The 14610-nt window shown below is 65.7% G+C and carries 14 protein-coding genes and 1 pseudogene; 6 read left to right on the top strand and 9 right to left on the bottom strand.

The annotated features are described in order from the left end of the window. Nucleotides 1-3: 3 nt before the first annotated feature. Nucleotides 4-231, bottom strand: coding sequence for a hypothetical protein (locus tag U4012_RS26625; protein WP_321802206.1), 228 nt, complete (start codon nucleotides 229-231; stop codon nucleotides 4-6). Here U4012_RS26625 and U4012_RS26620 point away from each other — a divergent pair. Beyond that, nucleotides 199-314, top strand: a pseudogene (locus U4012_RS26620) (carbohydrate kinase); the annotation flags it as partial. The gene U4012_RS26625 and the pseudogene U4012_RS26620 overlap by 33 nt on opposite strands. Before the next feature lie 50 nt (nucleotides 315-364). On the opposite strand, the gene U4012_RS26615 reads toward U4012_RS26620, so the two are convergent. From U4012_RS26615 to U4012_RS26605, 3 genes are all read right to left on the bottom strand, one after another. Further along, nucleotides 365-2083 carry a SulP family inorganic anion transporter gene (locus U4012_RS26615; protein ID WP_321802204.1) on the bottom strand — a complete coding sequence of 573 codons (1719 nt, stop codon included), beginning with the start codon at nucleotides 2081-2083 and terminating at the stop codon, nucleotides 365-367. Nucleotides 2084-2107: 24 nt separating this feature from the next. Beyond that, nucleotides 2108-2734, bottom strand: a complete 627-nt coding sequence (locus tag U4012_RS26610; protein WP_257774155.1) for a ParB-like protein — start codon at nucleotides 2732-2734, stop codon at nucleotides 2108-2110. 125 nt (nucleotides 2735-2859) lie between these two features. Next, nucleotides 2860-3402 carry a GNAT family N-acetyltransferase gene (locus U4012_RS26605; protein ID WP_321802203.1) on the bottom strand — a complete coding sequence of 181 codons (543 nt, stop codon included), beginning with the start codon at nucleotides 3400-3402 and terminating at the stop codon, nucleotides 2860-2862. A gap of 280 nt (nucleotides 3403-3682) precedes the next feature. On the opposite strand from U4012_RS26605, the gene U4012_RS26600 reads away from it, so the two are divergent. From U4012_RS26600 to U4012_RS26585, 4 genes are all read left to right on the top strand, one after another. Further along, nucleotides 3683-4903 carry an MFS transporter gene (locus tag U4012_RS26600; protein ID WP_044849269.1) on the top strand — a complete coding sequence of 407 codons (1221 nt, stop codon included), beginning with the start codon at nucleotides 3683-3685 and terminating at the stop codon, nucleotides 4901-4903. 216 nt (nucleotides 4904-5119) lie between these two features. Next, complete coding sequence (locus U4012_RS26595; RefSeq protein WP_044849270.1) at nucleotides 5120-5938, top strand: TetR/AcrR family transcriptional regulator; 819 nt, start codon at nucleotides 5120-5122, stop codon at nucleotides 5936-5938. 329 nt (nucleotides 5939-6267) lie between these two features. Further along, nucleotides 6268-8022, top strand: coding sequence for an AMP-binding protein (locus U4012_RS26590; RefSeq protein ID WP_321802202.1), 1755 nt, complete (start codon nucleotides 6268-6270; stop codon nucleotides 8020-8022). A gap of 29 nt (nucleotides 8023-8051) precedes the next feature. Continuing rightward, nucleotides 8052-8966, top strand: a complete 915-nt coding sequence (locus U4012_RS26585; protein ID WP_321802201.1) for a DUF1571 domain-containing protein — start codon at nucleotides 8052-8054, stop codon at nucleotides 8964-8966. Nucleotides 8967-8999: 33 nt separating this feature from the next. Here U4012_RS26585 and U4012_RS26580 read toward each other — a convergent pair whose 3' ends face one another. Beyond that, nucleotides 9000-9284, bottom strand: coding sequence for a PXPV repeat protein (locus U4012_RS26580; protein WP_044846004.1), 285 nt, complete (start codon nucleotides 9282-9284; stop codon nucleotides 9000-9002). A gap of 295 nt (nucleotides 9285-9579) precedes the next feature. On the opposite strand from U4012_RS26580, the gene hfq reads away from it, so the two are divergent. Beyond that, nucleotides 9580-10146, top strand: a complete 567-nt coding sequence (hfq, locus tag U4012_RS26575; protein ID WP_044846005.1) for an RNA chaperone Hfq — start codon at nucleotides 9580-9582, stop codon at nucleotides 10144-10146. An 83-nt stretch (nucleotides 10147-10229) separates the two neighbouring features. On the opposite strand, the gene U4012_RS26570 is transcribed toward hfq, so the two are convergent. From U4012_RS26570 to U4012_RS26555, 4 genes are read right to left on the bottom strand one after another with little or no spacing between them, the layout of a single operon-like run. After that, nucleotides 10230-10937, bottom strand: coding sequence for a DUF2968 domain-containing protein (locus tag U4012_RS26570; RefSeq protein WP_124488921.1), 708 nt, complete (start codon nucleotides 10935-10937; stop codon nucleotides 10230-10232). 54 nt (nucleotides 10938-10991) lie between these two features. Continuing rightward, nucleotides 10992-12383 carry a sigma-54 dependent transcriptional regulator gene (locus U4012_RS26565; RefSeq protein ID WP_321802200.1) on the bottom strand — a complete coding sequence of 464 codons (1392 nt, stop codon included), beginning with the start codon at nucleotides 12381-12383 and terminating at the stop codon, nucleotides 10992-10994. A gap of 17 nt (nucleotides 12384-12400) precedes the next feature. Then, nucleotides 12401-14266, bottom strand: a complete 1866-nt coding sequence (locus tag U4012_RS26560) for a TadG family pilus assembly protein (protein WP_321802199.1) — start codon at nucleotides 14264-14266, stop codon at nucleotides 12401-12403. Nucleotides 14267-14277: 11 nt separating this feature from the next. Next, entirely contained in the window at nucleotides 14278-14610 is a 333-nt protein-coding gene (locus tag U4012_RS26555) for a DUF3613 domain-containing protein (protein WP_321802198.1), read from the bottom strand.

The following is a 14610-nucleotide window of genomic DNA, read 5'->3' as shown; positions in this document are numbered from 1 at the left end:
GGGCTACAAAGGCTGGAGCAGCCCGCGCTGATCGCGCGACGCGACCCGCGATTCCTGGCGATCCCGGTCGGTGCCGCGCGCGGACACCGGCCCTGCCCGTCCGTTCACCCCAACCGCCGCACCGCCGCGCGACACGCCGAGGCACATGGTCTCGACACAACGACGACGCTCCCCCGCCGGGCCGTATTCGGCGAAGCGCTGACCGACTTCATCCGTGATGACGCGCGGCATTGGCGCAGCGTCGCCGGCGGTTCATGCTGGAACGTGGCGCGCGGCTCGGCGTGCCGTCCGCCTTCGCCGGCATGGTCAGCCGCGCTGATTCGGCGGCACGGGAAACACCAGGCAGAGCATGCTCGCCGCCCGGTCACGCACCACGCTTCCCGCCGTTACCGCGCGCCTGCAGCAGTTGCAGGCTCTCGTCGACACTCAGTTCGGACATCGCATCGTCGCGCAGCGTATCGTCGGTCGCGCGGCGCAGCGCATGCAACGCGTGCTCCTTGAGCCGCACGATCGCGAACTGCAGCCCGCGTGCCGCGCATTCGGCGGCGAACGTGCGCAACGACTCGATCGTCGTGCCGTCGACGTCCGGCGTTTCCTCGAGACTCAGCATCACGGTATGCGTGTCGGGCGCGGCCTTCATCAGCGCGCGCACGCGATTGAGCATCCGATCGGCGTTCGCGAAAAACAGCTGCGCCTCGGGCCGCACGATCAGCACACCGGGGACCGGCTTCGCATCGGCGTGATTCGCGACGTCGACGAAATCGTGGCCGTCGCGCAGCCGGCCGAGTACGCTCACGTTCGGCTCCGACAACTTGCGCAGCGTCAGCAGCAGGTTCACGCCGATGGCCGCGAGCAGCCCGTGCAGCACGCCGAGCACGAGCACCGCGAGCAGCGCGGCGATCACGACGAGCCGGTCGCGATGCCAGACCCAATACGGGCGGAACACCGACGGATGCAGCGAGTGGCTGACCGCGAAGATCACGATCGCCGCGAGCACGGGCTCCGGCGTGCGCGCGAGTTGCGGCAGCAGCAGCCACACGATCAGCGCGACCACGCCGGCCGCCCACAAGCCAGCGAAACGCGACTGCGCGCCGGCCGCCTCGTTCGCGGACGTCGCCGAATAGCCCGCGCCGACCGGCATTCCGTGCAGCAGCCCCGACACGAGATTCGCGCAGCCGATCGCGACCAGGTCGCGGTTCGCCGACACGCTGTCGCCGTGCTTCAGCGCGAAGTTGCGAATCGATCCGTACGACTCCGCATACAGGATCAGCATCAGCGCGAAGGCGAGCTCGACCGTCTGCATCCATGCGTTCCGGTCGAGATGCGGCAGCCCGAATTCGAGATGCCGGAAATCGATGTGTCCGACGATCGCGATCCCGTAATGCTGCCAGTCGAGCACATAGCCGGCCGCGATCGACAGCACGATCACGACGAGCGTCGCGGGCACGCGCGAGCGCCGCCCGAGCACGAACAGCAGCGCGAGCGCGGTCGCGCCGAGCGCGACGCTCGCGAGGTTTGCACGCGGTGCACCGGTGACGAGGTCGAGTGCGACGCGCGGCGCATCGCTGTGCTGCACGGAGATCGCGAGAATCTTCGGCAGCTGCTTGATCACGATCGTCAGCGCCAGGCCGAACGTGAAACCGCGCAGGACCGGTCGCGCGACGAAATCCGACATGCCCCCGAGCCGCGCGACGCCAGCCAGGATGAACAGCACGCCGGTCATCGCGACGAGCGCGGCCGCGAGCGCGAGCTGCGCGGCAAGCGCCATCCCCGACTCGGCCAGCACGGTCGCGGCGAGCACGGCCGCTGACGACGACGTCGACGACACGATCGCAAAGCGACTGCTGCCGGCCAGCGCATAGACGACGAGCCCCGACAGCAGCGCGATCAGACCGGCCTGCGGCGGCAGGTTGGCGAGACCCGCGTACGCGACCGCCTCGGGAATCAGCAACCCGGCGATCGACAGGCCGGCCAGCGCATCGAGGCCGATGCGCTGCGTGGGCGGCGGTGGCGCCGCATCGAGTGCAGCAAAATGCTCGGGATGCTGCAAGCCGGCATCCGGACGGGTCGGGGCGGTCGTCATGAGGCAGTAGGCGCCGGGTGCGGGTCAGGGTTTGACGGCGATGACACCCGACCAGCCGGGCAGATAGCGCGCGTCCTGCTCGTGTGCGCGGCGCAGCGAGATGTCGAGCGCCTTCGCGAAGTTCTTGCGGATCTGGTCGAGCGTCACGTGCTGGCGCAGGTAGTCGGCCCACAGGAATTCGCTGAACGGCGTCGCATCCTTCGCGTAGCCGCCGGCCGTGCGCAACTCGCCCGCGAGGCTTCGGTACGGATCGTCCTCGAGCCCCGTCAGCGCCTTCGGCAGTTGTGCGTAGTCGCGACGCGAGCCGTCCACGCCGAACGGATGCACCCACTGGTTGTGTTCCATCATCCGCCAGAAGATCGTGTCGTCGAGCCAGGACAGATCCTTCAGCAGCATCGCGTTCACGCGCGCCTCCCCTTCCTCGATCAGCGCCAGGCCGAGATGGTGATGGTCGGTGATGTAGTGCAGCCCGCCCGGGCCGAGGACGGCCGGAAACCAGTGCGAGTCGATCGCGGCCTTGCGCGCGCGCTTGCCGAGCGCCTTCCAGTGCTTGCGCTTCGCTTTCACTTCACGATAGCCGACCGTCATTTGCGTCGGACGCAGTGCGTCGAGCCGGACGGGAATGAGATGAACGTCGTTGCCGAGTGCCATGGTCGTACCCCATGTTACGAATTTCCGGCAACGATACTCCTGATCGTGCGAGCCGTTAATACGTCGCGACCTCGATGCGCGTGCGCTTGACCATCCCTGACATCCGGTCGCGTCCGCACGCGACGCTATGTACGCAGGTCGTCGCGCTCGAGACGATGGCGAACGTAAGGAATGCCATCGTGAACGACGCTCACGCGCCGCATCCCGAGCTTGCGCGCGACGTTCAGCGAACCCGAATTCGCCTCCGCGATATCGGCGATCACGCGCGGCAGCCGCACGGTGTCGAACGCGTGACGCACGACGGCCGCGGCGGCCTCGCACGCGATGCCGCGCCCCCACGCCGCGCGCACGAGCCGCCAGCCGATCTCGACGTCGCGCGCGCCGCCCGCATAATCGGGAATCAGCAGGATCCAGCCGATGAACGCGTCGGGCGCGGCCTTCTCGAAGATCGACCAGTAACCGAGGCCCGGCGGATAGGCGCGCGTGATCCGGTGCGTGACGAAGCGGCGATGTTCGTCGGGGTCGTGCCACGGCCCCGCGATGTAGCGCGTGACCTCCGGATCGCGATCCATCGCGATGCTCGCGTCGAGGTCGGCCAGCACGCGCGGGCGCAGCCACAGCCGCGCGGTCTCCAGGGCGGGCAGCGCGGCAACGGACGGTTCGGTCATCGGGGCTCCTGATTCGGTGGCGATGCGCATCGCGTGCATTACGTATCTGATACAAAAAAACCTTCCGGAATGATACAGACGACTGTCGCTCGTCACGCACACGCTCATTTCCGTTTTCTCAACAGTTCATTTCGTAGGGATTATTCCCGATGCGCGGTTATCGCGCCCCACATCGCACGGCGCGGCGGCCTACACTCGATCCATGCCCCCGCGCCGCGCGCCAGCCGGGCCGGCATCCGCCGGCAGAGTGTGCGCACAAGCCAACGAGGAGACCTCGGACATGAGCTGGACCCGCGAACAACGCAACGTCACGATCGCCGCCTACCTGGGCTGGACACTCGACGCGTTCGATTTTTTCCTGATGGTCTTCGTGCTGAAGGACATCGCCGCCGAATTCGCGTCGACGATTCCCGCCGTCGCGTTTGCGCTTACGCTCACGCTCGCGATGCGCCCGATCGGCGCGCTGATCTTCGGGCGGCTCGCCGATCGTTTCGGCCGCCGTCCGACGCTGATGGTCAACATCGCGTGCTATTCGCTGCTCGAGCTCGCGTCGGGCTTCGCGCCGAGCCTCACCGCGCTGCTCGTGCTGCGCGCGCTGTTCGGCATCGCGATGGGCGGCGAATGGGGCGTCGGCTCCGCGCTGACGATGGAAACCGTGCCGACCCACGCGCGCGGCTTCGTGTCGGGCTTGCTGCAGGCCGGTTATCCGAGCGGCTACCTGCTCGCGTCCGTCGTGTTCGGCCTGCTCTACCAGACCATCGGCTGGCGCGGGATGTTCATGGTCGGCGTGCTGCCTGCGCTGCTCGTGCTGTACGTGCGCACGCACGTGCCCGAATCGCCGGCCTGGAAGCAGATGGAAAAGCGCCCGCGCCCGAGCCTCGGCGCCACGCTGCAGCAGAACTGGAAGCTCACAATCTACGCAATCGTGCTGATGACAGCGTTCAACTTCTTCTCGCACGGCACGCAGGATCTCTACCCGACCTTCCTGCGCGAACAGCATCACTTCGATCCGCACACCGTGTCGTGGATCACGATCGTGCTGAACATCGGTGCGATCGTCGGCGGCCTGTCGTTCGGCGCGATCTCGGAGCGGATCGGCCGCCGCCGCGCGATCTTCATCGCCGCGCTGATCGCGCTGCCGGTGCTGCCGCTGTGGGCGTTCTCGAGCGGCCAGCTCGCGCTCGCCGCTGGCGCGTTCCTGATGCAGATCTCGGTACAGGGTGCGTGGGGCGTGATCCCCGTCCACCTGAACGAGATCTCGCCCGACGAGATCCGCGCGACCTTCCCCGGCGTCGTCTACCAGCTCGGCAACCTGCTCGCGTCGGGCAACGCGACGATGCAGGCATCGCTCGCGGTCTCCCAGGGCAACAACTACAGTTTCGCGCTGGCGCTCGTGGCCGGCATCGTCGCCGTCGTGATCGCCGTGCTGATCCTGTTCAGCCGCGAACGGCGCGGCATCGACATGACGCAATCGGTCAATACGCGTACCACCGCCGGCTGAAGCCGCGCATTGCCGCGACGCACCATCGCGCGTGCCCCGTCCCGCCTGGGCCGCGCGACATACTTTCCGCATCCGCACATCGAACTAGAGGAATTTGTCCAGATTCCGCGCTTGCCCGCGCCGCACGCGTTTTTTTATCTTAATAAAAACGGCTGTTTGAATCAGATAATCAAATCACCTGTTCGCGGCCGGGCAACCGGCATTGGGAGGCGGGACATGGCAGTCAGTCAGGAGGGGCGAGCGTCCGCGGGGCGACCGTCCGGGACGCGGTCATCCGGCAATCGGCAGACCGGCGGGACGAAGGCGCGCATTCTCGATGCGGCCGAGGACCTGTTCATCGAACATGGCTTCGAAGCGATGTCGATGCGGCAGATCACGTCGCGCGCGACGGTGAACCTCGCCGCGGTCAACTACCACTTCGGCAGCAAGGAAGCGCTGATCCACGCGATGCTGTCGCGTCGGCTCGACCAGCTCAACCTGGAACGCCTCGGCATCCTCGACCGCTTCGATGCGCAGCTCGGTGCGCACATCACCTGCGAGCACGTACTCGGCGCGATGTTCATTCCCGCGCTGAAGGCGTCGCGCGACCCCGAGCGCGGCGGCCCCGCATTCCTGCGGCTGATCGGCCGCGCGTACACCGATCCGTCGCCGTTCGTACGCAACTTCCTGACCGCGCACTACGCGAGCGTCGCCGGCCGCTTCTTCGATGCGTTCCAGCGCGCGCTGCCGCATCTGCCGCGCACCGAGCTCGGCTGGCGGCTGCACTTCGCGATCGGCGCGCTGTCCGGCGCGCTGGCCGGCGCCGAAACCGAAAGCCTGATCGACGAATTCTCGCAAGGCCGCACGATGAACGACGTGCAGATGATCGCGCGGCTGTCCTCGCTGATCGTCGCCGCGCTGAAGGCACCGATGCCCGACAGCGCGCAGTTGTCGATCTTCGCGGCCGTGCTCGACGATGCGGGTGCGAGCGAAGCGTTCGGGCTGTCGTCGAGCACGGCTGCTGCCGATACGGCGACGGCGCCTTCGGCGAGCTGATCGCACCAGGCCGCGCAGGCGGCGTTTCACGATTTGGGCGGCCCGGGCCGGCGTTGATGCGCCGGCCCGGGCCGAACGAATGTCATGCGGCGGGAGCCAAGGCAGGCTTGCTTTCGTCGACGAAAAGCATGGGTACGAGTAAGCGCTGGAGTGCTGACTCTCACTGACTGCGAAGCATGGGGCGGGAGTAAGCGCTGAAGTGCTGACTCTCACCGACCGCGAAGCATGGGGTACGAGTAAGCGCTAAAGCGCTAACTCTCACCGACCGCGAAGCATGGGGTACGAGTAAGCGCTAAAGCGCTAACTCGTACCGACACCGGAGACACATCATGGCCTCATTCGCAGCAACCGCAGCGGCCCAGCTCCCGCCGAACAGCGACGGCATCTGGTACGCGTCGTATCCGCCCGGCGTGCCGCACGAGATCGACGTCACGCAATACGCATCGCTCGTGCAGTTCTTCGACGAATGCACGACGCGCTTCGCCGAGCGGGTCGCCTACGTAAGCGCCGGCGCATCAATGACCTACCGCACGCTCGCGCAGAAAGTCGACGCGTTCGCGTCGTATCTGCAAAGCACCGGCGTAAAACCGGGCGACCGCGTCGCGATCATGCTGCCGAACACGTTCCAGTACCCGGTCGCACTGTTCGGCACGCTGAAGGCCGGCGCGATCGTCGTCAACGTCAATCCGCTCTACACCGCGCGCGAACTCGCGCATCAGTTGAAGGACAGCGGCGCGCAGACGATCGTCGTGTTCGAGAACTTCGCGCGCACGCTGCAGGACGCGCTGCCGGAAACGCAGGTGAAGAACATCATCGTCACCGCGCTCGGCGACCTGCTCGCCGACGGTTTCAATGCGAAGGGACGCCTGATCAATTTCGTGCTGAAGCACGTGAAGAAGCTCGTGCCGGCCTACAACCTGCCGCAGGCGATCCGGCTGCGCTCCGCCCTCGCACTCGGCGCACGCGGCAAACCGCAGCCGGTGCAGACGACCCGCGACGATCTCGCGTTCCTGCAGTACACCGGCGGCACGACCGGCGTCGCGAAAGGCGCGATGCTCACGCACGGCAACCTGATCGCGAACCTGCTGCAAGCGAAGGCGTGGATCGCCGACCAGGTGTCGGGCGACGTCGAGACCGTGCTCACGCCGCTGCCGCTCTATCACATCTATTCGCTGACGGTGAACGCGTTCATCTTCATGGGGCTCGGCGGACGCAACATCCTGATCGCGAACCCGCGCGACATGAACATGGTGATGAAGATCATCCGCAACGAAACGTTCACCGGGATCACCGGGATCAACACGCTGTACAACGCGTTCCTCGACAACGAGGAATTCCGCAAGCGCGACTTCTCGAAGCTCAAGCTCGCGATGGCGGGCGGCATGGCGATGCAGCGCGCGGTCGCGGAGCGCTTTCAGCAAGTCACGGGCCGGCCGGTCATCGAGGGCTACGGGCTCACCGAATGCTCGCCGATCGTCACGATGAATCCGGTGAACCTGAGCGACATGGCCGGGTTCAGCGGCTCGATCGGCCTGCCGGCCCCGTCGACACTCGTGCGCTTTCGCCGCGAGGACGGCACCTGGGCCGCCGTCGGCGAGCCGGGCGAGCTGTGCGTGCACGGCCCGCAGGTGATGCGCGGCTACTGGCAGCGGCCCGACGAAACCGCGAAGGTGATCGACGCCGACGGCTGGCTCGGCACCGGCGACATCGGCGTGATGGACGAGCGCGGCTTCATCCGCCTCATCGACCGCAAGAAGGACATGATCCTCGTGTCGGGTTTCAACGTGTATCCGAACGAGATCGAGGAAGTGCTGGTCATGCATCCGGGCATCAGCGAAGCCGCTGCGATCGGCATCCCGGACGAAGTACAGGGCGAACGGATCAAGGTCTTCGTCGTGCGCCGCGACCCGACGCTGACGGTCGACGACGTGCTCGCGCACTGCCGCAAGAACCTGACCGGCTACAAGATGCCGAAATTCGTCGAGTTCCGCGATGCGCTGCCGCAGACCAACGTCGGCAAGATCCTGCGCCGCGCGCTGCGCGACGAGGAACTCGCCAGGATCAAGGCCGCGAAGCAAGGCTGAACGATCCAATGCGCCCGAAGACGCTGTCGATGAACGAAGGAACGAAGCGCCGCGCGCGGTACGCCGCCGCGGCACTCGCGTGCGTGCTGTCGCTCGCGCAAGCCGGCCTGCACGCCGAGGAAACCGCCGATGCCGCGAGCGCGGTACAGGAGGCCGCACTGCCGGCGGAGCTGGCGAAGGTCACGCGCGAGCCGGTCGCGCAGCAGGCGCGCTGGCTGCGCACGGCCGCCCAGCGCGGCGCGCTCGCGCAACTCGACGACGCGACGCTCACGACGCTGTTCAAGGCACTCGATCCGCTCGCCGTGCCGCTCTATATCCGCAATGGTCCCAACGGCTATCCGTCGTACCAGTTCACGATGGTGCGCCAGGAACGCATCAGCGGGAAATGGTCCGACACGCCCGACCGCATGCTCGTGAAGACGACCCGCGAACCGTTGCGCGTTTATGCGAAATGGCTGCCGGGCGGCGCGCATGCGGGACAGGAGACGATCTACGACACGACGCGGCGCAAGGACGAGATGTACGGCCATCTCGGCGGCCTGCTCGGCAAGATTCCGTTGTGGACGGCGCTCGACGGCGCACTCGCGCGTGCGCAGTCGAATCACCAGGTGAAGGATCTCGGCACCGAGTTCATCACGAACCTGTACCTGACCGAAGGAAGGAAATACCAGGAAGCCGGCGTGCAGCGGCCGACCCAGGTGGAGGCGAAGACGATCGGCGGCGTGCGCGTCGTCGCACTCACTTACGAGACGCCGACCGGCCGGCCGCAGTTCTACGCGAAAAAGGAAATCCTCGGGCTCGACCTGCACGCGCCTTACTTCAGGACCATCGAGTCCTATGACAACGACGGCAGGATCTTCGAACGGATCGTCATCGAGAAAATCGCGCCGGCGACGCTCGACGAATCCGCGTTCGACCCGAAGAACCCGGACTATGCGTTCTGATCGTCACCGGCGTCGGCGCCACGCAGGTCGCGCTCAATCATCATCGTCGTCGTGATGATGCTTGTGCCAATGCTTGTAATAATGCTTGCGCCATTTCCGGTAGCCGTCGTCGTCCTCGTCGCCGTAGTAGCCGTATCCGTAACCCGGATAAGCGACCACCGCAGGCTGCGGCGCCACATAGACCGGCGCCGGTTCGACATAGACCGGTGCGACCGGCACGCCGATGCCCACCGACAGGTCGACGCGCCCCGCCATTGCACTGCCGGAAGCGAGCAACGCCACACTCCCGATCCACACCGCCAATCCCCTCTTGTTCATGTTCCCCTTCCCGGATCCGCCGGCCTGCCCGGCATGCGCGTGGAATGTAATCCCGCCGCGCGCCGCCAGGTGCTACGCCATTGCGAGATTCGTAACGCGACGTAACGAAACGGCACTAGCCATTCGACCGAATCGCGAAAATGCACGGGAACGTCTATAGTGGGTTACGGTTCGACACAATCACGACTGCGCGCTGGTGGAACGAACAGGGTAAAATCCCGCCAAACACTTGGTGGGCAACCACGCCACACACACGCACAACATATTCTCTGACGCAGGCTCCTGCCGCACCTCAATGGCCAATCCCGCAGAATCCCATCCGCAAAACGACTTCATCAATTCGGCGCGCAAGGAACGTAAGCGTGTTGAAATCTATCTCGTCAACGGCATTCGTCTGACGGGATGTATCGAGTCGTTCGACCAGTACCTGGTGATGCTGCGCACCCCCGTGGGTCTGCAAGGCATCTACAAGCGTGCGATTTCCACGATCCAGCTCGACACGGGCGGCTCGCGCCCGGGCGGCGGCGGTCCCCGCGGCCCGCGGCCCGGCGGTCGGCCGGGCGGCCGCGAAGGCGGCGGCCACAGCCCGTACGGCTCGCATGGCGGCTCCCGCGAATCGCGTGGCGACGGCGGCGGCTACGGCTCGCGCGAGCCGCGTGAAGGTTACGGTTCCCGTGAACCGCGCGAGGGTTATGGCGCGCCGCGCGAGCCCCGCGAAGGCTATGGCGCCCCGCGCGAAAGCTACGGCGCACCGCGCGATGCCGGCGACGCATCGGGCAACACGTCGCCGTCCGACGCACGCGGCGGCAACGGGCCGGTGATCGTCACGCGCCGCCGGCGAATCGTGCCGGACGGCCAGTAAAACAAAAGGGCAAGCCAGGCGGCTTGCCCTTTTTTCTGGCGGATCGGCGCGGCATGTCGCCGCACCGGCCGTGCCGTGATCGCTCAGTGTGCCGTCGTCGGCAAACCTGCGTCGGCCTCCCGCTGCAGCGAACGCACCTGCTGCTGCAACGCGCGCAGTTGCGACTGAAGCGCCGCCTGTTGCGCCTGCAGCGCCGCCGTTTCGTTGCGGACGCTCTTCTGGCGATCCGCGACCGCCGCCTGCTGCTCGCGGGCGATCGAGATATCGGCCTGCAGACGCCGCGCCCGCTCCTGCGCGACTTCGATCTGCCGATCCGTCTGCACCTTCTGCGACTCCAGCTTCGCCGCACGCAGCTCGTTGACGGACAGCCGTTCCGCCTGACGCGAGAAATCGCGATAGATCGCTTCCGCGCGCGCTTCGTCGTAAGTCTTGATCACGCGCCAGAACGCCTTCTGCTGGAACAGCGCGACGAAATAGGAACCGTCCTTCACGCTGAACAGCTGGCTCGCGCCGTAGCTGCCGTTATAGCTGGTGCGCATTTCCGTCAGCGAATGCGCCTGGATCTGGCGCTGCAGTTCGTCAACCGTGCTCTGCCCCGTCGTCTCGCCTGCCTGCGGCTGTATCGAGGTTTGAACCTGCTGATCGATCACCGGAATCGCCGCTACCGGTGCCGACGCCTGCTGTACCGCCGGCGATGCATTGCCCGCCAATCCCTGCGCGAACGCGCCCTGCATGCCTCCCATCATCGCGAGCAACACCCACGCCCGCCCCAACCCCGTCATATGGCTCATGAATTTTGATTCCTGCCCGTGTCGTTGTAATTCAGCGCGATTTTATCGCATTAATTATTCGCTTTCGCGTGTCTCGGGCTCTTCGTCGAAGATCTGATATTTGCGCATCTTTTCCCACAGCACCTTCCGGCTGATGCCGAGCTGCTGCGCCGTATCCTGCCGTCGCCAGCCGTTTGCGTCGAGGGCCGCGATCACGCGACTGCGCTCGTTCATGTCCCACTTGCTGCGGTCGACGAAGACCTCCGCCACGCTCTCCGCCGGCACCGGCTGCGCCGCATTGCGCGCATGCGCGACCAGCCGCTGCAGTCGCGCGGCGTCCCAGCCGCCCGTTTGCCGCACCGTCACGCCGACGCGCTCCGCAAGGTTGCGCAGTTCGCGCACATTGCCGGGGAAATAGCTGTCCGCGACCGCATCCGCGAGCCAGTAAGGCAGGTCGGACAGTTGCGCGAGCCGTTCGTCGCCCACCACCTCCGCGACGAACGACTTGAACAGCGCGATCTTGTCGACCGCGCCCCGCTCTTCCAGCGACGGAATGCTCAGTTCGATCACCGCGAGCCGGTAATAAAGATCCGCGCGGAACAGGCCTTCCTTCACGAGCTGCGGCAGCTTCTTGTTGCTGGCCGCGACGAGACGGAAATCGACCTTGATCGGCGTCGTCGCGCCGACCCGCAGCACGGCGCCGTCCTCGAGCACGCGCAACAGCTTGACCTGCTGATACAACGGCAGATCGCCGACTTCGTCGAGGAACAGCGTGCCGCCCGCCGCCTGCTCGAAATAGCCTTTATGCGCAACAACCGCGCCGGTAAACGAGCCTTTTGCGTGCCCGAAGAACAGCGATTCGAACAGGCCGTCCGGAATCGCACCGCAGTTGACCGGCACGAATTCGCCGTCGCGGTAGCGCGAATGCTTTTCGTGAAGCAATTGCGCGATGCGTTCCTTGCCGACGCCGGTTTCGCCGTGCAGCAGCACGTTGGTGTCGCAGTCGGCGAACATATCGACCTCGTGCAGCAGCGCCTGCATCGACTCCGAGTGCGCGACGAGTTCGGACGGCCGCAGCGTATCGGCCGCATGCGCGCGCAGCTGCGTGACGAGCTTGCCGATCATCCCGCGCAGCTCGGCGCACGTGAAGTCGAGCGGCAGGATGTGCGAATAGTCGGGCGGATACTGCGACGCGTCGTGGTCGCGCGCCGCGCCGACCCAGACGACCGGCATGCCGATGTTGGACTGCCAGTCGCGCAGGAACGCCGCGCCGGTCTCGATCATCGTCACGCTGATGATCGCGAGCGATGGCCGCAAGGCGGCGCGCTCCGGCGAGATTTCCGCATTGTCGGCGCGGATCACTTCGACGTCGAAGCTCGCCATGCAGCGGGCAACGCGGTCGACAATGTCCGCCTTGCCTTCCCAGACGTACAGGTCGAGTTCTGCGATTGCGGAGGGGGTTCTCATCGGGTGGTCTTGCTTCTCTAATTACTGACAGTTTGCGCAGCGCCGCAGGTCAGCGACATCTGATGCACCGTGGCGGCACCGAGCTGGACGCCAAGCAGATCCAGCAGCGGACCGATAATACCGTCCAGCGCGCTCAAAAGCGGGCTCAGAACCGTGGTCAAGACCGACAGCAGCGACGAAAGAAAATCCGGGGTGATCGTGACCGAGAACAGTCCGAACAGCACCTTAACGGTCGGCGTGATGGTGGCCGACTTCAGGCCAGCCAATGCGTTATTCACGGCAGAACCCAATGCATTCGTGTTGGTCGTCCAGTAGTACGATGGATCGCTTCCTCCCCGCCCGTAGAATGTATTGGTCGCGGTGTTTCCGGCCAGATTCACCGATACGTTCGAGACGGTCGCGGCAACCTCGACCGCACCGCCCAGGACCAGCACGTCGACTACCTGGGCCGGCGTCGAGCAGCTGTAGGTCGCCGGCAGGTTGAGCAGGTTACCGCTGAGCGGCGGCTGTCCGATACAGAGATTCGCGACGCTCGGCTGCGCGCTGATCGTGGCCGAATTCGGCATGGTCAGGCAATTGGTCGACAGCAGCGTCGCACTTCCGGCACCGAGCTGCACGTAAAGCGGAAGGTACACGTTCGCGGACACCACGACCGGCAGCGGGTTCACACCAAGATTGACGACGAGATAGAGGCCGATCTGCGCATTCGTCGCGACCGTGCGCCACGCGCCGGTCGCGTCCTTTCCTCCCTCGCCGACCGCGATGGTCGGCGGACTGATGACCTGCGCCTGCAGTTGTACGATCGATACGGAATTGCCGTTCGGCAGTGTCAGCGGCACATTGGCACCGATCACGATGCCAGGCTTGCCGCTCTGTGCGATCTGCGCCGTCGCCATCACGAGATCGAGCACATTCACGGTTGCGTCGGCCGCCGCCTGCGTATTCGCGAGACCGAGCTTCAGCAGCGACGTGCCACTCTGCCCGGTCAGGCTCGCGACGTTGATGTTGGAATTGCTGAGCAGGCTCAGGCTGAGGATGTCGTTCAACGCGCCTGTGGCACTCGACTGCACGGTAGCGCCGAGCGTAGAGGTCTTCCCGACGGCCGCCACCATCGCCTTGAGCAGCGTGCCGACCGATGCCTGCGCATTGACCAGCCCGCCCATCGTTCCGTTGCCGACCGACAGCGACTGCAGTGCGACGGCGATATCACCCAGCTTGACGTTCGCGCACGCGAGCCCTTGGTAGGACGCGAGATTAAGCGTCAGCGGCGTACCGCTCTGTCCTTGCAGCAGCGCGCCCAGCAGCGCATTCACGAGGCCGGGATTGCCAGTTGGGACTCCCGAGCAGCCGACTCCGCCGACGGCGGCCAGCGTCGCGCCGATCGAAAACGTGTCGATGTTGGTCGCCTTCGCGGTCGACGTGGCGGTGACGGTGCGCGTCGGTCCGAAGAAGAAATACGGCATCACCTTGGAAATCGTGACCCGGACCGCATTAAGCTGGGTAAGCTTGGGGATCGACGTCTTTGACGTAAAGAACGTGCTCGACGTCCCGGTAGCCGTCGGTGCCCAGTAACCGCAATCGGCCGACAGCGTTGTGGTGCCGCCCACGGAAAAGCCGTTCTTCGATGCGTTGTTCGTCGCCACGCTCGTCACGTTTGCACACGTGTCGTCCAGCCGCTGAACCGCGGCGAGTGCCGCAAGATCGGCGACGCGCTGCATGTCACGACGTGCCAGAAACACGTTGCCGATGTCGACCGAACCGAGAATCACCATCGCCAGTAGTATCCATACGGACGCCATGACGACGACGGCGCCGCGCTGGCGGCGCGGTGCGGCATGACCCCGTGCGGTCAGGCGATGGGACGAATGGCGAGCCGCGATCATTGTCGCCTCGCTCAATACGATTGCGCGGACTGCTGTCCACCAGATCCGCCGTTGCCGTTCGTGTTGACCGGTGACCCCATCGACTCCGGAATCTTGTGCTTGAACGAATCGAGGTAGCGTTGGTAGCTCAGGGACGCGGTATCGCCAAGCATCGGCAACGCCGGTCCGGCTGCCCGATTGTCTCGCTGCAGCGCAAGCAGCGCGTCGGTCGAGTGGCCGATTTCCGACGCGGGCGACATCGATTCCTCGCAATGTGCTGCCGTTGCAGCGCCCATCAACACGATCACTGCGATACCGCGGTGCAGCCGTGCTACGCGGCGATTGAAGCGTTTGTCGTTCGTCAT

The organism is Burkholderia sp. BCC1988, assembly GCF_905339895.1.
Taxonomy (GTDB): Bacteria; Pseudomonadota; Gammaproteobacteria; order Burkholderiales; family Burkholderiaceae; genus Burkholderia.
This window is presented reverse-complemented; position numbering and strand designations above follow the sequence as displayed.

Excerpts from the sequence above, each read along its gene's own strand:
- U4012_RS26625 (WP_321802206.1), bottom strand. The coding sequence starts at position 231 with ATGCCGCGCGTCATCACGGATGAAGTCGGTCAGCGCTTCGCCGAATAC.
- U4012_RS26615 (WP_321802204.1), bottom strand. The coding sequence starts at position 2,083 with ATGACGACCGCCCCGACCCGTCCGGATGCCGGCTTGCAGCATCCCGAG.
- U4012_RS26610 (WP_257774155.1), bottom strand. The coding sequence starts at position 2,734 with ATGGCACTCGGCAACGACGTTCATCTCATTCCCGTCCGGCTCGACGCA.
- U4012_RS26605 (WP_321802203.1), bottom strand. The coding sequence starts at position 3,402 with ATGACCGAACCGTCCGTTGCCGCGCTGCCCGCCCTGGAGACCGCGCGG.
- U4012_RS26600 (WP_044849269.1), top strand. The coding sequence starts at position 3,683 with ATGAGCTGGACCCGCGAACAACGCAACGTCACGATCGCCGCCTACCTG.
- U4012_RS26595 (WP_044849270.1), top strand. The coding sequence starts at position 5,120 with ATGGCAGTCAGTCAGGAGGGGCGAGCGTCCGCGGGGCGACCGTCCGGG.
- U4012_RS26590 (WP_321802202.1), top strand. The coding sequence starts at position 6,268 with ATGGCCTCATTCGCAGCAACCGCAGCGGCCCAGCTCCCGCCGAACAGC.
- U4012_RS26585 (WP_321802201.1), top strand. The coding sequence starts at position 8,052 with ATGAACGAAGGAACGAAGCGCCGCGCGCGGTACGCCGCCGCGGCACTC.
- U4012_RS26580 (WP_044846004.1), bottom strand. The coding sequence starts at position 9,284 with ATGAACAAGAGGGGATTGGCGGTGTGGATCGGGAGTGTGGCGTTGCTC.
- hfq (WP_044846005.1), top strand. The coding sequence starts at position 9,580 with ATGGCCAATCCCGCAGAATCCCATCCGCAAAACGACTTCATCAATTCG.
- U4012_RS26570 (WP_124488921.1), bottom strand. The coding sequence starts at position 10,937 with ATGAGCCATATGACGGGGTTGGGGCGGGCGTGGGTGTTGCTCGCGATG.
- U4012_RS26565 (WP_321802200.1), bottom strand. The coding sequence starts at position 12,383 with ATGAGAACCCCCTCCGCAATCGCAGAACTCGACCTGTACGTCTGGGAA.
- U4012_RS26560 (WP_321802199.1), bottom strand. The coding sequence starts at position 14,266 with ATGATCGCGGCTCGCCATTCGTCCCATCGCCTGACCGCACGGGGTCAT.
- U4012_RS26555 (WP_321802198.1), bottom strand. The coding sequence starts at position 14,610 with ATGACGAACGACAAACGCTTCAATCGCCGCGTAGCACGGCTGCACCGC.